At 37.2% G+C, this 25,347-nt stretch carries 24 protein-coding genes and 1 pseudogene; 7 read left to right on the top strand and 18 right to left on the bottom strand.

Going from position 1 to position 25,347, the window contains the following annotated elements:
* Nucleotides 1–13: 13 nt before the first annotated feature.
* Both A2J09_RS10990 and A2J09_RS10995 read right to left on the bottom strand, forming a co-directional pair.
* On the bottom strand, nt 14–715 hold the full coding sequence (locus A2J09_RS10990) for a response regulator (protein WP_012295226.1): 702 nt from the start codon (nt 713–715) through the stop codon (nt 14–16).
* Between the two features lie 27 nt (nt 716–742).
* Nucleotides 743–2,284, bottom strand: a complete 1,542-nt coding sequence (locus A2J09_RS10995; protein WP_012295227.1) for an ATP-binding protein — start codon at nt 2,282–2,284, stop codon at nt 743–745.
* Nucleotides 2,285–2,435: 151 nt separating this feature from the next.
* Here A2J09_RS10995 and A2J09_RS11000 point away from each other — a divergent pair, with 151 nt between their 5' ends.
* The 3 genes from A2J09_RS11000 (at nt 2,436) to A2J09_RS11010 (ending at nt 5,930) form a co-directional block, all read left to right on the top strand.
* Nucleotides 2,436–3,485, top strand: a complete 1,050-nt coding sequence (locus tag A2J09_RS11000; RefSeq protein ID WP_012295228.1) for a TRAP transporter substrate-binding protein — start codon at nt 2,436–2,438, stop codon at nt 3,483–3,485.
* Between the two features lie 264 nt (nt 3,486–3,749).
* Nucleotides 3,750–5,009 carry a dicarboxylate/amino acid:cation symporter gene (locus A2J09_RS11005; protein WP_012295229.1) on the top strand — a complete coding sequence of 420 codons (1,260 nt, stop codon included), beginning with the start codon at nt 3,750–3,752 and terminating at the stop codon, nt 5,007–5,009.
* Between the two features lie 384 nt (nt 5,010–5,393).
* Nucleotides 5,394–5,930 (top strand): tubby C-terminal domain-like protein, encoded by a 537-nt coding sequence (locus tag A2J09_RS11010; RefSeq protein WP_012295231.1) that lies wholly within the window; start codon nt 5,394–5,396, stop codon nt 5,928–5,930.
* A gap of 66 nt (nt 5,931–5,996) precedes the next feature.
* On the opposite strand, the gene A2J09_RS11015 is transcribed toward A2J09_RS11010, so the two are convergent.
* Nucleotides 5,997–6,620 (bottom strand): hypothetical protein, encoded by a 624-nt coding sequence (locus A2J09_RS11015; RefSeq protein ID WP_012295232.1) that lies wholly within the window; start codon nt 6,618–6,620, stop codon nt 5,997–5,999.
* Nucleotides 6,621–6,849: 229 nt separating this feature from the next.
* Here A2J09_RS11015 and A2J09_RS11020 point away from each other — a divergent pair, with 229 nt between their 5' ends.
* On the top strand, nt 6,850–7,029 hold the full coding sequence (locus A2J09_RS11020; RefSeq protein ID WP_012295233.1) for a hypothetical protein: 180 nt from the start codon (nt 6,850–6,852) through the stop codon (nt 7,027–7,029).
* A 120-nt stretch (nt 7,030–7,149) separates the two neighbouring features.
* On the opposite strand, the gene A2J09_RS11025 is transcribed toward A2J09_RS11020, so the two are convergent.
* Entirely contained in the window at nt 7,150–7,689 is a 540-nt protein-coding gene (locus A2J09_RS11025) for an NADPH-dependent FMN reductase (RefSeq protein WP_012295234.1), read from the bottom strand.
* Between the two features lie 225 nt (nt 7,690–7,914).
* Complete coding sequence (locus A2J09_RS11030; RefSeq protein ID WP_012295235.1) at nt 7,915–8,163, bottom strand: DUF2164 domain-containing protein; 249 nt, start codon at nt 8,161–8,163, stop codon at nt 7,915–7,917.
* 126 nt (nt 8,164–8,289) lie between these two features.
* Here A2J09_RS11030 and A2J09_RS23035 point away from each other — a divergent pair.
* A pseudogene (locus tag A2J09_RS23035) lies at nt 8,290–8,569 on the top strand (IS3 family transposase); the annotation flags it as partial.
* Between the two features lie 59 nt (nt 8,570–8,628).
* On the opposite strand, the gene A2J09_RS11035 reads toward A2J09_RS23035, so the two are convergent.
* From A2J09_RS11035 to A2J09_RS11075, 9 genes are all read right to left on the bottom strand, one after another.
* Nucleotides 8,629–8,853 carry a hypothetical protein gene (locus A2J09_RS11035; protein WP_012295236.1) on the bottom strand — a complete coding sequence of 75 codons (225 nt, stop codon included), beginning with the start codon at nt 8,851–8,853 and terminating at the stop codon, nt 8,629–8,631.
* 15 nt (nt 8,854–8,868) lie between these two features.
* Nucleotides 8,869–9,990, bottom strand: a complete 1,122-nt coding sequence (locus tag A2J09_RS11040; protein WP_012295237.1) for a Nif3-like dinuclear metal center hexameric protein — start codon at nt 9,988–9,990, stop codon at nt 8,869–8,871.
* A complete protein-coding gene (locus A2J09_RS11045) occupies nt 9,991–10,683 on the bottom strand; it encodes a tRNA (adenine(22)-N(1))-methyltransferase (protein WP_031417022.1) in 693 nt (230 codons plus the stop codon).
* Nucleotides 10,684–10,847: 164 nt separating this feature from the next.
* Nucleotides 10,848–11,207, bottom strand: a complete 360-nt coding sequence (gene cccA, locus A2J09_RS11050) for a cytochrome c550 (protein WP_012295240.1) — start codon at nt 11,205–11,207, stop codon at nt 10,848–10,850.
* 313 nt (nt 11,208–11,520) lie between these two features.
* A complete protein-coding gene (locus A2J09_RS11055; protein ID WP_036162150.1) occupies nt 11,521–12,084 on the bottom strand; it encodes a hypothetical protein in 564 nt (187 codons plus the stop codon).
* Nucleotides 12,085–12,316: 232 nt separating this feature from the next.
* Nucleotides 12,317–13,444: an RNA polymerase sigma factor RpoD gene (gene rpoD, locus A2J09_RS11060; RefSeq protein WP_012295242.1), complete on the bottom strand. Its 1,128-nt coding sequence runs from the start codon at nt 13,442–13,444 to the stop codon at nt 12,317–12,319.
* A 32-nt stretch (nt 13,445–13,476) separates the two neighbouring features.
* A complete protein-coding gene (gene dnaG, locus A2J09_RS11065; protein ID WP_012295243.1) occupies nt 13,477–15,309 on the bottom strand; it encodes a DNA primase in 1,833 nt (610 codons plus the stop codon).
* A 207-nt stretch (nt 15,310–15,516) separates the two neighbouring features.
* Entirely contained in the window at nt 15,517–16,329 is an 813-nt protein-coding gene (locus tag A2J09_RS11070) for a pyruvate, water dikinase regulatory protein (protein ID WP_008178459.1), read from the bottom strand.
* Between the two features lie 17 nt (nt 16,330–16,346).
* Nucleotides 16,347–16,979, bottom strand: a complete 633-nt coding sequence (locus tag A2J09_RS11075) for a transcriptional regulator CcpN (protein ID WP_008178461.1) — start codon at nt 16,977–16,979, stop codon at nt 16,347–16,349.
* A 679-nt stretch (nt 16,980–17,658) separates the two neighbouring features.
* Here A2J09_RS11075 and A2J09_RS11080 point away from each other — a divergent pair.
* The gene (locus A2J09_RS11080) at nt 17,659–19,044 is read left to right on the top strand and encodes a glycine--tRNA ligase (RefSeq protein WP_012295244.1); all 1,386 of its coding nucleotides are present in this window, start codon (nt 17,659–17,661) and stop codon (nt 19,042–19,044) included.
* A 50-nt stretch (nt 19,045–19,094) separates the two neighbouring features.
* Here the strand turns inward: A2J09_RS11080 and A2J09_RS11085 are convergent, their stop codons facing one another.
* Nucleotides 19,095–20,813, bottom strand: coding sequence for an HD-GYP domain-containing protein (locus tag A2J09_RS11085; RefSeq protein WP_031417025.1), 1,719 nt, complete (start codon nt 20,811–20,813; stop codon nt 19,095–19,097).
* A 749-nt stretch (nt 20,814–21,562) separates the two neighbouring features.
* On the opposite strand from A2J09_RS11085, the gene A2J09_RS11090 reads away from it, so the two are divergent.
* Complete coding sequence (locus tag A2J09_RS11090) at nt 21,563–22,966, top strand: S-layer homology domain-containing protein (RefSeq protein ID WP_036162156.1); 1,404 nt, start codon at nt 21,563–21,565, stop codon at nt 22,964–22,966.
* A 24-nt stretch (nt 22,967–22,990) separates the two neighbouring features.
* On the opposite strand, the gene recO is transcribed toward A2J09_RS11090, so the two are convergent.
* The 3 genes from recO to A2J09_RS11105 form a co-directional block, all read right to left on the bottom strand.
* The gene (gene recO / locus A2J09_RS11095; RefSeq protein ID WP_036162158.1) at nt 22,991–23,779 is read right to left on the bottom strand and encodes a DNA repair protein RecO; all 789 of its coding nucleotides are present in this window, start codon (nt 23,777–23,779) and stop codon (nt 22,991–22,993) included.
* 191 nt (nt 23,780–23,970) lie between these two features.
* Nucleotides 23,971–24,888, bottom strand: a complete 918-nt coding sequence (era, locus tag A2J09_RS11100; RefSeq protein WP_036162160.1) for a GTPase Era — start codon at nt 24,886–24,888, stop codon at nt 23,971–23,973.
* Nucleotides 24,875–25,288, bottom strand: coding sequence for a cytidine deaminase (locus A2J09_RS11105; RefSeq protein WP_008179431.1), 414 nt, complete (start codon nt 25,286–25,288; stop codon nt 24,875–24,877). The genes era and A2J09_RS11105 overlap by 14 nt, the downstream gene beginning before the upstream one ends.
* Nucleotides 25,289–25,347: the final 59 nt, after the last annotated feature.

Below are 25,347 nucleotides of genomic sequence, written 5' to 3' on the forward strand. Positions count from 1 at the left end.
AGGATTTTTTTCTTTATTTACTAAAATAATAGTTTATCGGACGACCAATTCCACCATAATGGACATCCATCGTAATTTTTTCCTGTTTCTCTAAATAATCTAAATATCTTCTAGCTGTAACTCGGGCAATCCCGACCCCACTCGCTACATCTTCTGCTGATGCGCCATCTACCGATTGCAAAAAGTGCACCACCTTATCAAGGGTTGTACGATTAAAGCCTTTCGGAAGGTTTTTTTCTGTTTGTAACAAGATAGTCTGTTCCAAAGGTTTTTGCCCATCGCGATAATGGAATAATTGATCCAATTCGCCTTGTGTTAGCTCGCGTTCCGTTTGCGTTTGTTTTTTAAAGTGTAAATAATTTTCTAGGGTCCCTTTGACACGTTCAAACGAAAAGGGTTTCATAATATAATCAAAGACACCTAGGTGTAGTACTTGTTTCACCGTGTCCATATCATTCGCAGCCGTTACAGTGATGACATCTACTGGTAAGTCCAGCTCGCGTATTTTACGTAAACTAGTGATGCCATCTTGCTCCGGCATAAATATATCCATAAATACCAAGTCAGGCTGATGTTGACGAATTTGCGTAACCCCATCTAAGCCATTTGATGCTTGTCCAATCACTTGAAATTGATCTACCTTTTCAATAAATTGTCGATTTACCTCACGCACCATTGGATCATCCTCAATTAATAATACCTTAATTTTTACCACTATCAGCCCTCCATTCCAAATTAATGCTTACGCATAGTAAAACATTATTAAAAAACTAGTCCCTTTATTTGGTTCACTGATGACTTCGATATCACCTTGTCCTTTTTCAACAATCTCTTTTATTAAAAATAGCCCTATGCCTCGGTAATTTTTCTCTTTTGTTGAATAGCCATTGTCAAAAATATGACTCTTGATCTCATCTGTCATGCCAACACCATTATCCGTCACAAGAATGGCTAATACATCCTCATCCTCATCGACAGAAACATGAATGACCTTCTCCTCCACCTGAGTATCCCTTAATGCATCAAAGGCATTTTCTATTAAATTCCCAAATAGAATGACGAAATCATGATGATCTAAATTAGGTGGAAAGGATGTTAAGCGACTTTCACGGTCAATTTCCAATCGAATCCCTTGTTCTTTGGCATAGGAAATTTTACTAAGCAATAGCCCTGAAATATTTTCATTTTTAATGCGTTCATTTAAAAAGTTAGTAATTTCATCATGTTCTTCCTTTACCTGTGTCAAGTAGGATAATGCCTGATCATGATGTCCAAGTTGTAAAAGCCCAGCTATCGTATGCAATTTATTTTTATGTTCATGAGTTTGAACACGAAGCGCTTGGACAAATGCTCGTACTCCTGTCAGTTCTTCAGCAAGCCTTTTCACTTCTGTACGATCTTTAAACATAGCCACTGCTCCCACAGTTTCTCCATTTACCTGTATGGGGATACGATTACTCATAATACTATGATCATTTATATATAGCTCACGGTTAAATAGTGGCTGATCAAGCTCTAAAATTTCAGGTAGCCTTGTATCCGGTAGGACGTGAAATATTTTCTGACCAATTAATTTGGATGGCTTTTCGTGAACCCCGAGTATTACACAGGCTTTCTCGTTAAAAATGGTAATGGTCAAATCATTATCGATGGCAATAATACCTTCATGCATCGCATTAAAGGTTTCCGTTCGTTCAACATACATTTTGGCAATTTCATGGGGCTCTAATCCAAACATTTGCTTTTTCATATGAAGCCCTAATGTTCGCGCACCCCATACGCTAAAGATTAGTGATAATAGTAACGTAATGATAAGCTCGGTCTGCATCGATTGCAGTAATTCCGCCACCGTCAAAACACTATATCCAACGACCGTAACACCTATTTGTTGTCCTTGATTGTTCATGATTGGTACAAACGCGCGAACCATGTTACCATGCTCCCCATGCGCGATTGATGTATAATAATGTTCAGAAAAAGCGGCATTTAAATCAGCCGATTGCGAAATGCTTCCAAGTTCCTCCCTGTTAGGGTGAGAATATTTCCGTCTTTTCGTATCCAAAACAACAATATATTGAGCACCATTTATATCTCGGATTTCTTCAACTACAGGGTTAATATGTTGTATGGCCATTTCCATGTTTTCATGGGCAATATAGGTTTTGATTTCGGGAAGCTGCGAGACTGTTTTAGCGACTAGTAACGCTTGGTCACTAAGCTTGCTCTTTTGCTCATTCATTACATATCCCAACAAAAAAGTACCACCAATACTAAAGGAAAGCATAAGAATAAAAAAAGTTAGCGACATAATTTTTCTTTGCATCGATAACTTCTGAAATTTCAAGATGCTCGCCTCCCCCCTACTATATTTTAGCTTACTCCATATGTTAGAATAACAAAAACAATAGAAAATACGAATTAATTGGGTGTATTCAATGAAAAAATTTATTATTGGAACGATTGTAACTGTCTTAATTTTAGTGATCACTATTAGTGTTCAACAAGGTTTACTTTTTGCTAAGCCGCTTCCCTACGATGATGAGCAGAAGGGATTAGACACACAGATTACCATCCATTTAAGTCATGTAGTAGCTGAAAATACGCCAAAAGGACAGGCTGCCAATAAATTTGCTGAATTAGTAGAAGAAAAGACAAAAGGGAAGGTCAAAGTACATGTTTACTCCAATTCCTCTTTATTTAATGATGAAAATGAGTTTCAAGCTTTGCAAAAGGGAGAAGTCGAAATGATTATCCCTACCTTTTCTAAAATGACCACGTATGTACCGAATTGGCAAGTTCTTGACTTACCCTACCTGTTTAATACAAATGAAGAAGTACAAGAAGTTCTGACAGGAACGATAGGTGATCAATTATTAAACGAGCTAGAAGCTATTCATATTAAAGGACTCGGCTTTTGGTACAACGGCTTTAAACATCTAACCTCTGTTGATCACCCCATTCATACATTTGAAGATTTACAGGGTTTACGCATCCGCACAATGCCTAGCAAAACATTGGAAAAGCAATTTGAAGTATTGAAAGCAACACCTATCCCGATTTCCTTTAGTGAGGTTTATACAGACCTAGAGAAACATGCCATTGATGCACAGGAAAATACAGCGTCAAATATTTATTCAAAAGGCTTCTACAAGGTTCAAAAACATATGACCATCACACAGCATGGTATTTTAGGATATGCGGTATTAATGAATGAAAACTTTTGGGATTCCCTACCCGTGAAAATTCAACATCAATTAGTGGAGGCTATGAAGGAAACAACAGATTGGCAGTTTGAACAGGCTGCCCGTATGAATGAACAAGATATGTTAAAGCTCAAACAGCAAGATGATTTTGATGTTTCTACAATGAGTCTCAAGGAAAGACAGCGCTTTAAGGAGCAACTCGCCCCTGTCTATGATTTTTATAGGGCTCAACTACAAAATGATTCCATTTTGACGGAGATTGAAAAAATTGTTGCACCCTAATACTTTTGTTCATTAATGATAGATCCTTACTTTTCGTAGGGATCTTTTCTTTTGTATTATAATAGATTCCGAAAAATCAAAACTACTATAAAACAGCTTAAAACCATTGCTATTACTGCATTTACCATCCCTATCATTGAAAAATGAACAAAATGAACAATAGAAACATTACGGTCATAAAAACTATTGTCGGAAAATTTCAGCTATGATAACGACATGAAAGCGTTCACACAATCTTCATAGATGTTGTAGGGGGAGAATTATATGCGTATAAATTTCAAAAACTTAACAGTACAAGTATTGATTGCTATTGTACTAGGAATTATAGTAGGTGCTACGTTCCCAGAATTTGGAGCAAAGCTAAAAATATTAGCGGATATATTTATTAAACTTATTAAAATGTTAATAGCACCAATTATCTTCTTAACAGTTGTAATTGGAATTGGTAGTATGGGAGATGTCAAAAAGGTAGGGAAAATTGGGGGAAAAGCCTTAATCTATTTTGAAATTGTTTCCACATTTGCCTTAGCGATTGGACTTATAGTTGTCAATATTGTAAAACCAGGTAAAGGTTTTAATACGGAAGCTGCCAATGGAGCAGATGTCTCTCAATATACAGACGCGGCGGCGGCAGAGCACGGTCTGGGTGCATTTATTATGCAAATTATCCCTGATAATGTTGTGGGTGCTCTCGCAAATGGTGAATTATTACCTGTCTTATTCTCAGCCGTATTATTTGGTTTAGCAGCAGCAGCGATTGGAGAACCAGCTAAACCAGTTATTAAATTTTTTGAGCAAGTTGCGGATATCTTCTTTAAAATCGTTAATATGGTCATGAAAGTTTCTCCTATTGGCGCATTTGGTGCCATGAGTTATACAATCGGAAACTTTGGACTTAAATCTCTTGGCAACTTAGGATTTTTAATGCTATCCGTCTATATCACAATGTTTATTTTTATCGTTGTTATTATAGGGGCCATTACACGCTACTTTGGATTTAGTATTTTTAAATTTATTAAATACATTAAAGATGAAATTTTCATCGTGATTGGTACATCTTCTTCTGAATCAGCATTGCCTTCCATGATGCGTAAATTAGAAAACTACGGCTGTTCTAAACAAGTTGTGGGACTAGTTATACCAACAGGTTATTCGTTTAACTTAGATGGAACATCCATATACTTATCGATGGCAGCTATATTTATTGCCCAAGCTTACGGGGTTGATTTAGATATTTGGCATCAAATCACATTACTAGCCATTCTAATGCTTACATCTAAAGGGGCTGCTGGCGTAACCGGCTCTGGGTTTATCACACTTGCTGCTACATTAGCGGCATTCCCGATGATTCCCGTAGAAGGGATTGCATTATTAATCGGGGTTGACCGATTCATGTCCGAAGCCCGAGCTGTTACCAATCTAATTGGTAATGGTGTGGCGACAGTGGTCGTTTCAAAAATGGAAAAGGAATTTGACACAGAGCAGGAAAAGCGGGCTCTCTCAGGTCAAATCGCGCAATCTTAAATAGTTAAAAAGGCTACTGAAAGCGAGATACTTGTCTCTCTTTAGTAGCCTTTTATATAGTCCATTTTTAGAAATTCATAGACACCACCATTTCCTTGCATATAGGTATGGTCATCATGCTAAAATAAGCAACTAATTCGTGTTTTGTTGTGACAGCAAAAATAGAATTCCCTCTTATATTCGTATTGAGAAATGCTTGTAAATCCTCCTGATCAGCCTTCATATCATAGAAAGAATAGTTGCCATTATAATGCCAGTTATAGGCAATATCTTCGCTTGTTCTTGTGTAATTGTTTGAAATCGATAGTTCAAAACTTCCCCTTCTGTCATTTTGTGAAACCTCCTGGATGACCTACTCGTATATATAATGAATGGAGGTTCTTTATGGCAACATTTACACTTACCTATCCAAAGGGCTTTAAAAGCTTTTCCGCTATTCCAATTATGAATGAACACAACGAAACAGTGTGTATGCTTCAAAAAGTAGAACGTTCTTCTACTGGAAAAGTTTTAAACGCCGTATTATTAGTCGCGACACAGCAAACTTTACCCTATCGTTATGAAACACGTACAACTCTAGGTGCCCCGCTTTTTCAAGTACAATCTACTCTATTAACAAAAGGGGTTAGTCATCAGCTCGTTATGCCTGATGGTAGCATCATACCGATTGTCCGAAAAACAGTTCAATTATTAGAATCCTCTTACACCTTTACAATGGACAACTTGGCATTTCGTTTTGAGAAGGATTTTACTTCTACCGCCTATTTATATTGTAATGATGTGAAAATTGCGAGTGCAAGCCCAATAGAGACTGAGCTCATACGGACGGGACTTATGTTTAAACTTTTCCAAGCTGACGACATGCACTTTGTTGCACTACTGGCAACACTCTATCAAGCTCTATTTGCCATGAATAATTAATGTGGATTCCCATAAATAAATTACCTAGCAAAAAGGAAGGCATCTAGATTATAGTCTCGATGCTTTTCAATTAATTTTTTCTCGTTCCTCATTTAGTATATGAATGATATAGGAATCACTTTGATTCACATTTGTTTGGACAATCTTTTTTACTGCTCCTTCCATCTTAGTCGCTAATTGAAGTGCCTCCTCATTGTCACCATTTATAGTTGTTTGAATCGTAATGGTTGTACGATTCTCTAGTATTAAGTATTCATATACATCAAATGCCTGTAACCCTTTAATTAAATCTTCGATTAATAGATTAATATCATTGCCTATCGTTTTATTACCATCGAGCAAAGTAGTAAATTCCCATCTTTCAAAAACAATGGAATAATCCTTTAATGCCGAAGTTTTTAAAGCGCTTTTAGCAATAGCCTCCATGTCTTTTTTAACCGACTGTACATACTCTTCTCCTCCTACAATTTGGATGACCAATTCCTTGTCCGCAGTTGTTTTAACATCAATACCAACGTATTTTTCAAGGAGCTTATCTTTCAATAGTGATAAACTCAGCTCTTCTTTCGTAATAATTGGACCTTTCTCGATATTCGCTTCCACAGGCTTGCCATCTACATATTTATTAAACAGGATGATGATCGCGATAATGACCAGCATTAATCCTGTAACGACTCCAATCCGTTTCACATGAAATCCCCCCTGTTAGGAAGGTATGAACTCTGCAAATACAATATTCACCGTTTTCTATCACTGTTTTATAGTTACTATGCTATGGACCATTTCTGGTATTGCTAAATTTCTCTCACATATTCCGGAACACGAAATAAATTTGCTATGTTTTGTCCTTTCTGTGTCATGATTCTAAAATAGGAGTACACTAAAGGGGTAGTAATTCTATATTTTTGGAGGGTTTTATATGGATGCAAAAGCAGCGGAAATTAAAAATATTATGACCTTGAATCTACTCGTACAAATTTTAAAAGAACGTGGCATTATGACGGATAAGGAATTAAAGGAACGTCTCTCAAATACGGTCAAGCTATCCTCTATGGATGCAGATTTGAAAGAAAAGGTTATCGAAGAAATCGAACATTAATAGGAATGATCCAAACAAAAACAACCGCTTCCATGCTGTGAATATAGCTGAAAGCGGCTGTCTATATGATTGTTTTAAATAAAACGAATGTATACGTTTAAGATACCTATTGCCTTAAAATTAAGAACGAATTGTTTTTAAAGCTGTTGACCAAGGAATTAGCTGATCTAACATTTGATGGACGGAATCTGCCTGCACCTCTTTTGGCTTAAAGACCGAGCCGTTTTCAAAATCAGTAAATAAAGATAAAGCAGGATGAACTCGCACATCGGCAACTAGTAATTCTCCTAGAATTCCTCGTAAATGCTCCGCAGCACGTGCTCCTCCAACTGAACCATAGGAAACGATACCTGCGGCTTTATTGTTCCATTCTACTCGTAAAAAGTCTAATGCATTTTTTAGTGCACCTGTGATTGAATGGTTATACTCAGCCACAATAAAGACAAAGCCGTCACATGCGGCTACTTTCTCTGACCATATAGCTACTCCAGAAGTATCTCCTCCCGGCTCACCAAGAAACGGTAATTTAAAATCAGCGATATCAATTATTTCATATTCCGCATCACGACGTTTTTCAGCAACTTCCTTTACCCACGCTCCAACTTGTGGGCTAACACGACCTTCTCGCGTACTTCCTAAAATAATACCGATTTTTAACATATGATCCTCCTCGTTTTCCCATTCATTTTGTGTGAATCATCGTCATTCCCTGTACGCCAAACAACACTCGTAACCATTTTGGTCAGGTACATACAGTATTATTCATGACCTTTATGTTGTAGTCGTTAGTAATATTTCGAATTAAATAATCTTTAATTCAAAATTAAATTACCATATTTCTTTATTTTCTGTCAATTATTAAAATTTGAGGATTTTTTTACTAGCTTACTTTAATTTAATGGGCTGCTCCAGTGCCTCTAATTCTTCTTCCATGGAGGTAAATTGTCTTTCCACTACATATTTTGCGTCAGATACTGCTGCGTTATAAATATATGGGGCGATATTTTCCTTGATAAAATCTAACACACGTTCTGCTTCAAATTCAGTAATATCTTCATCACGATGAGTATAGAAAAATCGCTGAATATCAGCTAGAATCATTTCTTGCTGCTCTTTAGATAAACGAATAAACAAGGCCTATCTCTCCATTTCTACTAATTGATTTCATGCTCATCTTATCATTTTCTATCTATTCTTTGCATACAAAAAGGCTGAACACTACCTAGTGAACTGACCCCCTTCGGGTTAGCAAGGTTATCTTTACACAGCTATCAGGGGTCGGTTTATACTTCAGCAGCGTACCAACAAGCAATCCAAGCAAAGGGCATTACCATGAGCATGTCCTGTAAAGGAACGCCCGCTGATAATACCCCCATTGAATCGTTTCATGCGACACTCAAAGCAGAAACGTTTTATCTCGACAGATTAACTCGAACTACAACGCATTGTAGTTCAAACCGTAAGAGATTATAACAATACTCAAATTCAATTGAAATTAAACAACCAGTCTCCAATTAATGATCGGAAACTGGTTGGGTGATGCTTTTTTGAGACTGTCTTACTTATGAGGTTCAGTCCCTAGTAATGTTCAACCTTTTATTATTGTTTACATTCAAATGAATAACTCGTGGAAAGGAAGTTTTTTTCCTTTGATATAATGGCTTGACCGCCATCATCTTCACATTGTTCGGTCATGGCATCCATTTTCTTTTCATTCATCATATTCGTCATAATCGTCATGCCTATACCAAAAACAGCGATAAATAAACCGATTATAATCCACAGTTTACCAGCCTTATTGCCAGCAGGTCTTTCATTAGTCACATCTATTCCCCTCGCTTACACAAATAAAAATGGTTCTGTATTGATTGTTGATTGTACAAATTCAACCTCATATTTTTTATCCGCACATAGCTTCGTCATTTTTTCCGCTACTCCTGCAATCATCACTTTTTCGACATGATGACCTGGATCGACAATTTGCAGATCTATTGCTTGGGCATCCTGTGCTGTATGGAAGTACATATCTCCCGTTAAAAAAACATCTGCCCCTGCACGTTTTGCTGCATAAATATATTTATTACCATCTCCACCAACAAGTGCAATCTTCTTAATCTTTGACTGTAAATCACCTACGACACGAACCGCTGGAACCTGTAGCTGCTGCTTCACGTACTCTGCGAATTGTTGTAAGGTCATTTCCTTAGATAAGTAACCTACACGCCCTAATCCCATACTATTCGTTTGCTGATCAAGACGAATTACATCATAGGCTGGCTCTTCATAAGGATGGCTAATAAGCATGGCCTTTAAAACGCGGTTTTTGATGGATTCAGGAAATACGACTTCTACCTTAACTTCCTCTTCAACATGTAATTCACCAATAGTGCCAACGAATGGATTTGCACCTTCTAACGCCCGGAAACGTCCTTCTCCGGCAGTTGTATAACTACATGCTTCATATTCTCCAATGCGCCCTGCTCCAGCCTTTGCTAGCGTCTCGCGTAAATCCTCAGCATTTGCAGACGGGATAAAAACAGCAAGCTTTAAAAGATGTTCTGAGTAAGTTTCTTCTAGTATCGTACGGTCCTGTAGCTGAAGGGCATCTGCAAGTAAATCATTGACTCCACCTTCAGCTACATCTAAATTTGTATGCGCCGCATAAACAGCGATATCATGTTTTATAAGCTTTTCATATAATCGCCCTGCTGGATGGTCTGTACGAATATTTGCGAGACGTCTAAAAATAGGAGGATGATGAGCAATGATTAGCTCACATCCTTTTTCAATGGCCTCATTCGCAACAGCTTCATTGACATCTAAAGTGACTAATACTTTGCTAACAGGTTTATTGAGTGTACCAATCGCTAAACCAATAGGATCATTCTCCATGCAAGCCAGTTTTTTAGGTGACCATGATTCGAACACTTGAATAATTTCTTGACCGTTTACCGTCTTCATTTACAAAACTCCTTCTACTAATTGAATAAGAGCCAATAACTCTGCACGTTTTTCTTCAATTTCAGGTGTTTGTTCTGCATCTTTTATGGATAGTAATACACGTTGCCAATTTTCTTTTTCACGCGTCCATTTTTTTACAAACGCTGGTGCTTTACGTGTGCTTAGTTTTGGACCAAATAAAATCTCTGCTGTCGAAAGCTCCATTTGTGCCCTTTGCAACACAAGAATTTCATAGATTTTATCATCTTCCTCTAAAATCTCTTCATCGAGAATAGCCCAATTATGTGCTAAAGCCCATTCACGGATCACCTTGGCATGAATATTGGGTTGTAAAATAAGACGTGTAACACCTTGCAGCTTTTCAGGATGCTTCTCTAAAATAGAGACAATTAAGGGACCGCCCATTCCTGCAATCGTTACTGTATCCACATGGTCAGTTAATTCTATTGCGGCTAATCCATCTGCGAGACGTACCGTAATTTCATGGTGTAATCCTTCTTTTTGTACTTGTCCCACTGCGGATTCATAGGGCCCAGCTACTACCTCCCCAGCTATCGCTGAAGAAGCTACTCCTTGATGAATTAAATAGCAGGGTAGATAGGCATGGTCACTACCTATATCCGCTACTACCGCTCCTGTGGGAACAAATTTTGCTACAGTTTCTAATCGTTTCGAAAGTTTTTGTGCGTTCATTTTATACCGCCTACCTTAAATAGAGTCCATTACTAGTATGGAGGATGTCGTGAAAAAAAACAAATGGAGTTGTCTCACAATACTCATGTGGACAACCCCATTTCATGATTTTTTGCATTTAAAAAGTAGCTGTACTATTTCAGTACAGCTACTTGTCAGTCATACTATTCTAAAGTAGAAATGTATTCAGCAATAGCTTTTGCTTCTGCTTCAGTTTTCATGTTTGGTTGCATCGGAGTACCTTCGATACCCTTTGTTAAAACCTCAACGATACGGGCTTCATCTAAGCCATGTAGGTTTGGACCCATACTACCAGTTAAATCACCACCGTGACAACCGATACAAGATTGTACTAGTGCTGCACCGTCAGCATTTGCGTCTGTAGTTTCAGTAGTTTCGCCACCGCCCTCTTGTTCAGCAGCAATTTCTTTCTTGTTATCTGCACCTTGTAAAGACATGAAGAAAATAAGACCAATACCAAATGCCAGAATTAAGATGTAAGGAACGACTGGATTGTTTTTCATAAGTTTCCCCTCCTCATTTTAAGTCTACTTCTATTATAATATAGAATCAGTCAACATCTAATATTGTACTTCATTAACAAAGAAACGAAAAGCCCTATTCGCTAAGTTTTCCTTTGTTTGTAACAAATTCGACATTTCTGTATCTATTGGATAAAATATGTCTTGCAAACACCAAATTTTGGTCAATTTCATAGCTTTTTTTTCATACTGTTATCATACCCGTTGCATACATTCATATACTAAAAAAATAAAAAAATCTGCACACCATGGAAGTAGTGTGCAAATGTCAATCATTTATAAGTGCAAAAAATTACTATAAATTTATGATATAGTAGCCAATCAGTGCTAGTAATCCTAAAACACCGGAGACCGTGAAATAAAGGAGCTTCATTTTAATACCTGACCAAAGCCAAATAAGACAGTTGGCGGCAATCAAGCAAAATAAAACGATATTATCTCCACTAAAATATGTAGTACACAAACGTATAGACATACTAAATAATAGGATAGCGGCAAGTAAATGATATATAGGAGCTAGTAGATGTTTCTTTTGCGCCATTTGAAACGCAACGATAAATAATATACATGCACTAATACCTATGACAACGGTTAAAATCAATGTGAATGATTTTATTGTAAAATAGATTGCCAAAACAGCTATTATGGCGATACATAGACTTGCTATCAGAAGTATCATTTTTCTTTTTTCAGATGGTAAAATCGCTTGTTTAGGATCTTGCACAGGTTCTAACTCCTCTATATCAGCCCCCTCTGTATAAAGAGCTGCTAAGAAGTCACAATAGTGCTCTGGTAATAGTTTATTTTGCTTCCAAAACAGAATTTCATTGAGAATAATTTTTTTCCGGGGATTCGTCATAATGTTAGCTCCAAACATTGCTTAATAATGGTTGTATTACAATTTTATCTCACACTTTTGGGAAATACATCTGTATAAAGTAGCAAATCTCTCATTTCCTTCATTCTAATTATCTATTATTAGCGAAAACAAGTTTGCGGAATATCGAGGCTAATTACCTTTTCAATGGTATAAAAAAGGAGCTATCCAACTAGGTATTTTTACACTAGTTGGATAGCTCCATCTATTTAAATTATTCTAAGAAGTCTTTTAGACGTTTACTACGAGAAGGGTGGCGTAATTTTCTTAAAGCTTTCGCTTCAATTTGACGAATACGTTCACGTGTTACGCCAAAAACCTTACCTACCTCTTCTAAAGTTCGTGTACGACCATCATCTAAACCAAAACGTAAACGAAGTACGTTTTCTTCACGGTCTGTTAAAGTATCTAGGACATCTTCTAGCTGTTCTTTTAACAATTCATATGCTGCATGGTCAGATGGAGATTGTGCTTCAGAATCCTCAATAAAGTCTCCTAAATGAGAATCATCTTCTTCTCCTATCGGTGTTTCAAGAGATACTGGTTCTTGAGCAATTTTTAAAATTTCGCGTACTTTTTCTGGTGTTAGATCCATTTCTTCACCAATTTCTTCTGGCGAAGGTTCACGGCCAAGATCTTGTAAAAGTTGACGTTGTACACGGATTAATTTATTAATGGTTTCGACCATATGAACCGGAATACGAATGGTACGTGCTTGGTCTGCAATCGCACGCGTAATAGCCTGACGAATCCACCATGTAGCGTAAGTAGAGAATTTAAAACCTTTGCGGTAATCAAATTTTTCAACGGCCTTAATCAGCCCCATATTCCCTTCTTGAATTAAATCAAGGAATAGCATTCCACGACCTACATAACGTTTAGCGATAGATACTACCAGACGTAAGTTTGCTTCTGCAAGACGTTTACGTGCTTCTTCATCACCTTGTTCAATACGCTCAGCAAGTTTGATTTCTTGCTCTGCAGATAGTAAATCAACTCGACCGATTTCTTTTAAATACATCCGTACAGGGTCATTGATTTTAACACCCGGTGGTACACTCAAATCATTTAAGTCGAAAGTCTCTTCGTTTGCTTCTTCTTTCATTAGACTTTCTTCTTCAAATTCTTCTTTTCCAATAATTTGAATGTCTTTATGCTTTTCAAGATCCTCAGCAAAATGGAAAATTTCTTCGTTTTCCAATTCATAAGGTGTTAGTTTCTCTGAAATTTCTTTCATAGAAATTTCACCCTCTGTTTTTGCCTTTTCTTGTAGGAATTTTTTTGCATCATCTAATGTAATTTCTACTTCTATCTCTTTTGAACGTTCTGACTTGTCCGCCATAAACCTTCCTCCTTCTAAACAACCGAATCGGGTTAAATCGCCGATAACGATTTTCTTAAATGAATAATCTGTTGGGCGATTTCAAGTGCACGTGCATACTCATGCATCTTCTCCGCTTCCTTTGACTCATGCATCTTTTGATAAATTTCTTGCTCAATTCTATATTTTTGAAGCTGACGGATTGAGTCCACAACCTCTGCCTCTGCTTGATCAGGATCTCGCTCGACTAAAGCCGCTTCCATAACAATCTTCCGTAATTCAGCGTCATCCAAAATCTCCATAAAGCGTTGATAATCAGGATGACCATATTCCTCATAAAATCCTACTAAGCGAACAAAAACAGCCATATAAGCATCTCGTACAAATGGCTCTTTTTGCTCACTCCGTAATACCCTGTCCACTACATCTATATTATGAAGCATATGGGCCAGTAATAAACGTTCGGCACGTTCAGCTGCATCCATAGGCTTTTGTTGTTGCGTGACTGGCATTGAAGGCATTTGTGTCGGCATTTCTGGTTTTGCAGAACGTACCTGATTAGCCTCCAGCTTTCGGAATTGGGCATAAATGGCTTCTTCCGAGATATTTGTTTCATTTGATAGCTGTCGTATATACAAATCTCGTTCAACTGGCGAAGATCTACCTGTGAGCTGTTCAAGGACTTCTTGTATATATTGAAGCGTATCATTTTCAAATTGAAAGTTCTTATTTCGTCTAGCATGCATCATCATAAAAGCAATATACGCATGAGGGTTTTCCAAAATTTGTTCCTTAAATGCTTGTCCGCCTAACGTGCGAATATATTCATCAGGGTCCAACTTTTCTGGTAACACAGCAATATCTACTTTCATGCGCTCCGTATGCAAAAGCTGTGCCGCTCTTTTCGCTGCATCAAATCCAGCATTATCACCATCATAGCAAATCGTAACTTGCTCAACTAAGCGCTTTAGCTTTGTGATATGCTGATTTGTTAGGGAAGTACCCATTGTTGCTACGGCATTCATAACACCTACAGAGTTAGCTGCTAATACATCCATAAAACCTTCCATCAATACTACTTGACGATTTTTTCTGATAGAAGTTCGTGCTTTATCTAGGTTATAGAGCACTTCACTTTTTTGAAATATTGGTGATTCTGGGCTATTTAAATATTTCGCTTCCTCACCCGTTGATGAAAGTATTCGTCCTGAGAAGGCAATAATTTTACCATTCTCATCTCGAATCGGGAACATGATCCTTCCTCTAAAACGATCAAAATAACGTTCTTCTCCCTCTCGCTTAATAATTAACCCACTTTCCGCCATTTCTTGTAAGTTATAACCTTTTCTTTCAAGCAATATTGTTAATGCGTCAAAGCTGGGGAGAGACCAACCAATGTTATTAGATTCTATAAGCTCCCTTGTAAATCCTCTTTCTAGCAAATAATTTAAAGGTTCTTCGCCATCCTCTGTATTTAACAGTAGATGATGGAAAAAATCTGCTGTAAAAGCGTGTGCTTCTTTCATCCTTTCTTCCGCTTTAGAAATCTTTTTTGTTCCTCCAGGAAAAGTTGGCTCAACATCTAAATGTATGCCAGCTCGTTCTCCAAGTTTCACAACTGCATCAGGAAAAGATATGCCTTCAATGTCCATTACAAAAGTAATGGCATTACCCCCTGCACCACAACCAAAGCAATGAAAAATTTGCTTGTCCGATGATACAGAAAAAGACGGTGTTTGTTCTCCATGGAATGGACAGAGGCCAAACCAATTTCGCCCACGCTTGGTCAGCTGCATGTATTCACTAATAACATCAACGATATCCGATTGTGTACGAATCTGTTCAATTACTTCCTCTGGAATCTTCCCTGCCAAATCCATCACCATCTTTAATAATTACGTTCTAGAAACACAATTCGCTATTCGTTTTAAAATTCCTTTATTTCTCGACAAAAAATTAGGATTTTTCTCTTATAAATATTTTTACCACAATTTTATTATTATAAAACAAAAATTAGTTTTTATCTATACTAATTTCAAAATCCACTCAAAAAAACCGCCTCTACGAACCGAGGTGGTTTATTTTCGTACAATTTATTTACAAGTCAAAATATGTTCAATGATGGTATTGGCAGTCTCTTCCACAGCTTTATTAGTCACATCAATTACTCGACAGCCTATCTTGCCGACAATTTTTTCAAAATGTTGAATCTCTTCTAAAATGCGATTATGTTGTGCATAGATGGCATCATCATTTAATCCAAGAGACATTAATCTTTCTTTCCTTATAGAATTTAACTTCTCAGGAGAAATGATTAATCCGAAACATTTTTTAGGGTCCAACTGTAATAGCTCTTCGGGTGGTTCTACTTCAGGAACTAAAGGGACATTCGCCACCTTATATTTTTTATGTGCTAAATATTGTGAGAGGGGCGTTTTAGATGTTCGGGATACGCCTACCAACACGATATCGGCCTGTAATAATCCACGGGGATCTCGACCATCATCGTATTTAACTGCAAATTCTATTGCTTCAATTTTTTTAAAATAATCATCGTCAAGCATATGAACAATCCCAGGTGTCTCCAATGGATTTTCTTCCATAAAGGTTGCCATTGATTGTAATGCAGGACCTATTATATCGACAGCATGTATCTTTTCCTGTTCACATAAATCACGTAATAGCTTTCGCATTTCTTGACGAACAAGTGTGTAAACAATAAATGCTTGTTGTTGTGCTGCAAGGAAAACAATCTTACGAATAAGCTCCTCCGATTGAATATGTGGAAATCGTCGGATAACAGTATTCTCTAGACCGGGCCGAAACTGGCTAATCACTGCCTTCGCAACTTGGTCGCCAGTTTCACCAACAGAGTCAGATACAACAAATACGCGTAGTCTTTTCATGCAGCTCTCCTTCAAATTTAGTCATTTTGCGCAAGAGATAAGAAAGCTCGTGTAATCGTTGTTTTTGTAAGACGGCCTATAATCGTCAAACCACCCTCTTGTGGTTCGACTACTGGTAGCGAATCAACTTCTCGTTCAATGAGCTTGTTCGCGGCAACAACCAAAGAATCTGATCTTTCACAGTACGAAATATTAGGCATACGTGTCATAATTATATGTACAGGAATTTTATTTAAATCCTGCGTGCCAATACTTGTACGCAGTAAATCTTTGCGAGATAGGACGCCTGTCAAAAACTCATTCTTATCTACGACAAAGAGTGTACCAACATCTTCTGAAAACATAAAGCAAATTGCATCATAAACCGTCATTGTTTCTGGGACAACTACAGGGCCTGAATGAAAATCCTTTACTTTTAAATTGTGAATACTATCCATCAATGTAACGGATGCCTTTTTCCCTGAATAGAAATAACCAACTCGTGGTCTTGCATCTAAAAATCCCGCCATCGTAAGGATCGCTAAATCTGGTCTTAAAGTCGCTCTAGTCAGATTGAGACGTTCTGCAATATGTTCCCCAGTGATAGGACCGTTTTCTTTCACAATTTGTAAAATGTTTTCCTGACGTTTATTGAGTTCGATTGGACTCACCGCCTCAAATCTAATAGTGTTATACTTATGCTCAATTATTATATACTATAGAATGATAGGTATGCAAAGTATTACACTAATTCTATATAAAAGGTGTTATAATAATGCTTTGTATGATTAAAGCAATAGTTCAATTATACAACAGTCTGTATAAAATAGCAGTAATCTGTGGTGAATTATAGCTGATATGTGTACAGGATTTTAGATTAAGGCTAATTCCTTTCATTTTTTTTATTTGATTTTTGCTATGAAGGCTGCTGTCCTAGTCGGTTAAAAACCAACATCTTCGACCATGATAATAAAAATACTGGTTTTTAATAATGATTGCGAATCAAAGAACTACATGCTACAATGTTGACACATACGCTTGCTCTATCTTTATATTCGAGCAAATTGCGTTATACAGGCGATGATGGGAAAAAAGTATCTGTTCCATTCAAGAGCGAGTAGAAGATGGTGAAAGTCTACATAGTAACAGAGAAAAGGCACTCCCTGAGCTAACTTTTTGAAAAGAGGTTTTAAACGTTTTGTTTAAAACAATCAGGGTGGAACCGCGGGTATTAGCACTCGTCCCTGGGCATACATTGTGCCCGGAGACGGGTGCTATTTTCATTTAGTCTACACTGAATGAATATCTTTAGCGTTTTACCGCTAACAAAATTTTAAAGGAGGCTATTTTATGGCTAACAAATCAATGGAAACAATTGTATCATTAGCAAAACACCGAGGCTTTGTCTTTCCAGGCTCAGAAATCTACGGTGGTCTAGCAAACACTTGGGATTATGGTCCACTTGGTGTTGAATTAAAAAACAATATTAAAAAAGCTTGGTGGCAAAAATTCGTTCAGGAATCAGAGCACAATGTTGGTATCGATGCTGCCATCCTAATGAACCCAAAAGCTTGGGTGGCTTCTGGTCACGTTGGAAACTTTAATGACCCGATGATCGACTGTAAATCATGTAAGGCACGTCATCGCGCTGATAAAATCATTGAAGACGCAGCGTTAGCAAAAGGCGATGAAATCATTGTTGATGGTATGACATTCGATCAAATGAAAGAAACAATGATTAAATACGATGTAGTATGCCCTGATTGCGGAAAAGCGGATTTCACAGATATTCGTCAATTCAACCTAATGTTTAAAACATTCCAAGGTGTAACGGAGTCTTCTACAAACGAAATTTTCTTACGTCCAGAAACAGCACAAGGCATTTTCGTAAACTTTAAAAATGTTCAACGTTCTATGCGTAAACGCACTCCATTTGGTATTGCACAAATTGGTAAATCCTTCCGAAATGAAATCACACCAGGTAATTTTACTTTCCGTACACGTGAATTCGAACAAATGGAACTTGAATTCTTCTGCAAACCAGGCGAAGATCTTGAATGGCACTCTTATTGGAAAGAATTCTGTAAAAATTGGTTATTAAATCTAGGCATGAAAGAAGATTCTATGCGTCTTCGTGACCACGAGGACGATGAACTGTCTCACTACTCTAACGCGACAACAGATATCGAATTTAAATTCCCATTCGGTTGGGGAGAGCTGTGGGGTATCGCTGACCGTACAGATTATGATTTGAAACAACATATGGAGCATTCAGGTGAAGATTTCACTTATATTGATCCTGTTTCAAATGACCGTTATATTCCATATTGTATCGAACCATCTTTAGGGGCTGACCGTGTGACATTGGCATTCCTATGCGATGCATATGATGAAGAGGAGTTGGAGGGTGACGATAAACGTACTGTTTTACGTTTCCACCCAGCAATTGCACCATTTAAAGCTGCTGTCCTACCTCTTTCTAAAAAATTATCTGATGAAGCTACAGACGTTTGGGCTGAACTTCGCAAAGCCTTCCCAGTTGATTTTGATGAATCACAATCAATCGGTAAACGTTACCGTCGCCAAGATGAGATCGGTACACCATTCTGTATCACATATGATTTTGACTCAAAAGAAGATGGTCAAGTAACAGTACGTCACCGCGATTCTATGACACAAGAACGTATGCCAATTTCAGAAGTGAAAGCATATATTGAAAAACATCTTCAATTCTAATCGTTTTAAATAATAAGGAGGGGGTCGCCATTGTAGGCAACTCCCTCTTCTTATGCTTTATAGGTTGAAAATAAACGCTCTTGCATTTTTTCCTCAAACGAAAACTTTTTCACGCTCATACCAATCAAGCTAACAAGTAATTCCTCTATATCCGCTAATGAATAATATAGAAAGGCTCCTTCTCGCATCGGACGAACTCGCTTTTCAACAGTTTGTTCATCCTCAATAAAATAAGCAACATTAACATCACAATGCCCCATTAGCTGAGTAATACGTTGATCATCACCTGGATTTATGAAGAAAGGTACAATTTTATCAATATACAGAATACTTTGCACAAGCTTAATGAAGAAATTTTCACGAAGGGTTGTTTCCACAACTAGAATGGTCGTTTTTTCATGCTGATAGTCCATATACAAAACGTTTAATTGCTCTTCTAATAGTTTCTTTAAAATAGAAATAGAATTTCTATATTTCGTCATATCCGTTTGTATTTCTCTTGTTAACAGACGTAATATGCGAAAAGCTGGTAAGAAAATTTTTAGGACAATTTCTTTCGGGTGTAAATGATCAATTAATTTACTAAAATGCATTCTTAAATTAGGCTCGTCACACCTGATTAATTGTTCCACGAATAGGTTGAAAATCTCTTCAAAGCTATTTGCACGATAATCAATCATTTTTGCGATTCTAACACTATAATTCAAGGGCAGGTTCATGGATTTTTGCTCATCCAATAATTTCACTTTGGGCAAGGTAGGAAATAAATCATAAACAAGCTCGACTTGTGCACTACGATTATCTGAAAGCATTACAACGGAGTTGACAGGGTAGATGCCTAAACATTCTACAAATTTATGCATAAATTTTTCGTTATACAAATGTCGGTCCTTGTATAAAACAGCTAGCGCATCCGTTGCTCCATAACCATCGTGATAGACTCGCTTAGACGTCATCGCTGAATACACATCAATGATTTGTAGCAACTGTACCCCTTCACTCATATCATCTGCACAGAGCTGATTAGGATAGCCTTTCCCAGCAAAGCGTTCATGATGATCTCGTGCTAAATAGGCGATTTCTTCCTCGTTATTTTCTAAAAGTAACTCATAGCCCTTAGTTGTATGTGTTTTAACAATTTCAAACTCATCTTCTGAGAGTTTTCGTTTTAAATTTAAAATTTCTTGGGGGATAAAGACCTTTCCAATATCATGGAACAAATAACCTCTTGCTAATGTTTCGATATCTGTCAAACCTAAATAACGAGCAAAAATGGTTCCTAATACAAATACATCAAATGAATGGACAAAAGAATATTCATCCCATTCCTTTAAACGCATAAGTAACTCATAGCGATGTTTCTCTTCTAAAATCTTTTCAAAAACCCCGCGAACATAAGCAGTGTCTTGTATGCTTTTTAGTATTTGACCATAACGCAATTCATGGACAACATTTTCTAGGGTTGTCATAAAAAGTTGATGGACAGTTTCTTTATAGTCATCGATTGGGTCTTTTTCCTCCATTAGTGGTGAAAATAAATCTTCGTATTCTCTCGTTCGCTGAGCACTTAAATCATGAACAATTCGAATCGAATCCGATGGTAGATAGACAGATAATTCATCCACTTTTCGAAGTTTAAGTAAAGCAATAATTCGCTCCGTTAACACTAAATCCTTTTTAGCCAATAAACGATAATCCGAAAAAATATCTTCCGCTAAAATATCATTCGCTTCAACTTCACGAATACTTAAGGTTACTTTTCGTAGCATATTTTCTGCCACATACGCAATGTACTAAGCACTATGTGACTCCCTCCTTCTTCCATAGGACTGCGTTATTCTGATAAACGTATAAAAATACGCTTTGCTGATAGAGGCTTGTTTTCTATTTCATAGGCATGTCAGATCTATATTAAGTACATTTATTTCGACAGGGGATTAAACGACTAAGTTATTTTAAAAAAATATAAATAAGAATATCTATACCAATTACAATATCATAGGTTAAAATACCTTTTCAACTAGTATATGGGACTTGAGTGATTAGTTTCTACTATTTATATATTGAAAACCGCATAAAAACACATGACTATTTTCACAATATTATATTCTTAGATAAAGAATAAAATGGAATAACACGATATTTAGACTCACAAAATAAATATGTAAATTTATTATTTAATAAAAAAAACTAAAATTATGTAAAAATTTTATTTTGTAAAAATTGAAATTTTATTCATTTATAACATAGCTTAATAGGAACTGTTGGTTTAGGATTTTGACGATTCATGACCAATTACATAATACAAAGGATATAATTTCCTCTATTCGCCGCTCCAAAATTTTGGTATAAATAAGGTATTATAGTTAGTTTTAGCTGTTAAATATTGAATAATTAACAAGCTAAAACTATACCACCCTTTCCACATTCATTCGTCCGGAAGTCTGAACTGATACATAGGAAGGTCCGCAACATTCATACTATAAAATTTTTAATATTACCATTTGGAGGAATACTTTTGAAGTCTCAGCGTTTATTTCAACTAGCGATGGCATCAGCACTTGCAACAAGTGCGATTGTCATTACACCAACAGCACATGCAGCAACATTTTTCCCTGATGTCAATCCAGCAACAGAAGAAGGAAAGGCTATTATGGAATTAGCCGGACGTGGCATTATTTCTGGCTATATGGATGGTACATTTAAGCCAGCTAATCCAATCACACGAACACAAGCGGCTAAAATTTTAGCAGGTATATTGAAGCTAGATACGATTCATGTCAAAAACCCTCAATTCAAGGATATTAAGCCGGGATCGGAAAACTACGGAGCCATTGCGGCCTTGGCAAATGCGGGTATTATTAATGGTGCAAATGGTTATTTCTACCCAAATCAAAATATTACACGTGAACAAATGTCAAAAATGATTGCAAAAGGTTTTGGCCTGACAAGTTCAACTAGCGCAAAGCTACCCTTTACGGATGTAAAGAGGGGAACTGAATTTGAGCCTTATATTCAAGCTTTGTTTGACAATGGCATAACAAAAGGAACATCACCAACAACCTACGGACCAAAAAGCAATGTGAAGCGTTCCCAGTTAGCCGCTTTTGTAGTTCGTGCTGAAAAGATGCTTGGAAATGCAACTGTTTATGCTAGCCAATTTAACCAAGAATATATCATGGCTGTATATGGTGGTATCGAACCTGCAGAGGCTATTTTCACATGGGATGAAAATGAGGATATGTCGGAAGCTATTACGATGAAGCCTCTAAAAGAAGGTACAGGAAAATTAGTGATAACTGGATTTTCCGATGATTCAGAGGATTTTATAGATATCTTTTATTTAGTACATGTTAAAAATGTAAATGGCAAATTGAAGGTAACTCTTGAACAAGTACAAGAAGGGGATTATACAGAAAATTTACCACTGGATTTATCTGAGAGCAAACTATCATTTGTCCCAACACAGGTCACTGTGCAAAATGCGAATGGGCAGGCACTTGCTTCTAATTTATATAATTTCAATACAACTGATCAAACTTTGTCTATTTTGCAAAATGGAGAGTTCATTGTTACCTTTTCAGATGGTGAGCATCAACAAAAGATGGCTGCTGATGTATACTCGCTTGATTTAGTTCGCTATATTGATTTGTACCATTTTACAGATGAATTAACTTTGACGACACAAGCATTGTCTTTTGAACCAGCTAGTGTGGCTCTAGAGGATTTAGGTTTTGAACCCGCCTCTGTAAAAGCTACAATTGTTAAAGGACAACTTCTTATTACACCTAAAGCGGAAGGCTCAGCTGTTCTCCATTTAACAGGTAAAAATGGAGAAACGGAGTACCTTTATATTGAAACTAAAAAATTCGCAGGTCAATGGGCATTACTATATAACCTAATGTCAGATGGAGAATTTTAAATCACATAAAATGCCAGAGGAATGTTAAGGTTCCTCTGGCATTTCTTCGTTTGTAGGGCGTATTTGTAATTCAGGGGTTCTTTCCAGTTGCTCGATGAATTTTCTCGTTTTAAAACGAATTCCGGTTTGTTCCTCATAGATAGTTGTTATAATTTTTTTGATAAAATATTTCGTTTCCTTTTTTAATTCTATTTTCCCAATTTGATCGATGGGAACGGTATAAAACATACGGATAAGCTTAAGCTGCGTTGGCGTTAAACGAATAATATAGGGATCATGCTGATAACAGCGATGACATAAAAAACCTCCTTGTGCAAAGGAAAAAGCAAATTCCCCATCTACAGCACCGCATGCAGCACAGGCATGTAATATAGGTTGGACTCCTGTATAGGGTAGCATCTTCCATTCTGCAAAGAGTGTGATGGATTCAGGGTCATAGCCATCCTCTATCGCTTGTAGTGCTTGCAGCAGAACATCAAAGGCGAAAGGCTCTGGTTTTCCTTCTTCTACGACTCGCTCCACAAGTTCCATAATATAGCTAGCATAGGCAGTAGCCATAATATCCTCTCGAATATGGCGCATTGAATTCAAATGCTCCCCTTGCTGTAATGTGCCCATACCAGTATGGTGTTGTACCATAAACATGCCATATGTAAATGGTTGTGTGACCGAAGCTAATCTACTAGAAGGCTTTTTAGCACCTCTCGCCATAGTAGCTACCTTTCCTGCCTCTCGTGTGAGCAACGTAACGATTTTATTGGACTCACCATAAGCGCGTACTTTTAACACAATTCCTTCCCATTTATGAAGCATAGTCCCCCTCCTTTCCCGTAAACTGTCCATGAAAATAGAGCTCTCCAAAATGTTTTGGACAGCTCAAAGTAAAAACTATCAATTTTGTCTAGGTATAGAGAAATCTCTCACCATTTGGGAGGGTATTCACACCGCCAATGCCATAAGCTTATTTTTTGACGGTGTTTCCCTACCTATGTCAGCAAAGCCTGTTAATACTCATCATCTCGGAAGCCGAAATCACGTAAATGTGTTGATTTATTACGCCAATCTTTTTGGACCTTGACCCATAGTTCTAAATAGACTTTAGAACCTAAAAGCATTTCGATATCCTTTCGTGCACGTGTCCCTACTTCTTTTAATAGGGCTCCACGCTTACCAATGACAATACCTTTTTGTGAATCACGTTCAACCATTATCGTGGCTGCTACATGAATTTTATCATTGTTCTCCTCATCTCGACGGATTTTATCAATAACAACCGCAATAGAATGTGGAATTTCTTCGCGTGTTAAATGTAACACTTTTTCACGAATAAGCTCAGAAATGATGAAACGCTCTGGATGGTCCGTCACTTGATCTGCAGGGTAATATTGAGGCCCCTCTGGTAAATACTTCGGCAATGTGTCCAATAAGCTTTCTACGTTATTGCCTTGTAACGCTGAAATAGGAATAATTTCAGCAAATTCATAGCGTTCCTTATAGCTCTCTATAATTCCAAGTAATTCATCTGGATGAATCTGATCGATTTTATTAATAACAAGGAATACCGGCGTCGAATTTCCCGCCAACATTTCAAGAATAAATTCATCGCCTTTGCCAAGCTTCTGCTCAGCATTAACCATGAACATAATCACGTCCACTTCACGCAATGTATTTTTGGCAACTTTCAACATAAAATCGCCAAGTTTATGTTTGGGCTTATGGATACCTGGTGTATCAATAAAAATCATTTGGCTATCAGTTGTTGTCAGTACACCTTGTACTTTATTTCGTGTTGTTTGTGGTTTATCACTCATGATCGCAATTTTCTGGCCAATGACACGATTCAAAAATGTCGATTTGCCAACATTCGGGCGACCAATAATAGAGATAAAGCCTGACTTATAGCCACTTCTAGTTTCCAGCATTCTCTAAATCCTCCGTTGTAAATGCAAACGGTAATAATTCGCCCACTGACGTTACCGTAACATCACCTTTTAAATTCGTTAAATAAACAGGCATCGTCGGTGCGCAAAATTCCATCATCACCTGACGACATGCTCCACAAGGTGCGCATGGGCCTTCTGTATCTGCAACAATGGCAATAGCCTCGAATTCATAAGTACCTTCTGACACAGCCTTAAAAAATGCTGTACGTTCAGCACAATTCGTCATACTATAGCCTGCATTTTCAATATTACAACCGTGAATAACTTCTCCGGCCTTCGTTAAAAGAGCTGCTCCTACTTTAAATTTTGAGTATGGAACATATGCTTTTTCACGCGCTTTTTTAGATTCCTCTAGTAATGCATGCATATCAATTGTCATCTATCATATTTCTCCCTCACGTTAGTATAATACAGTTCTTTTTTCATATCAGATACTCA

Origin of the sequence: Lysinibacillus sphaericus, assembly GCF_001629735.1 — a bacterium.
GTDB lineage: Bacteria > Bacillota > Bacilli > Bacillales_A > Planococcaceae > Lysinibacillus > Lysinibacillus pinottii.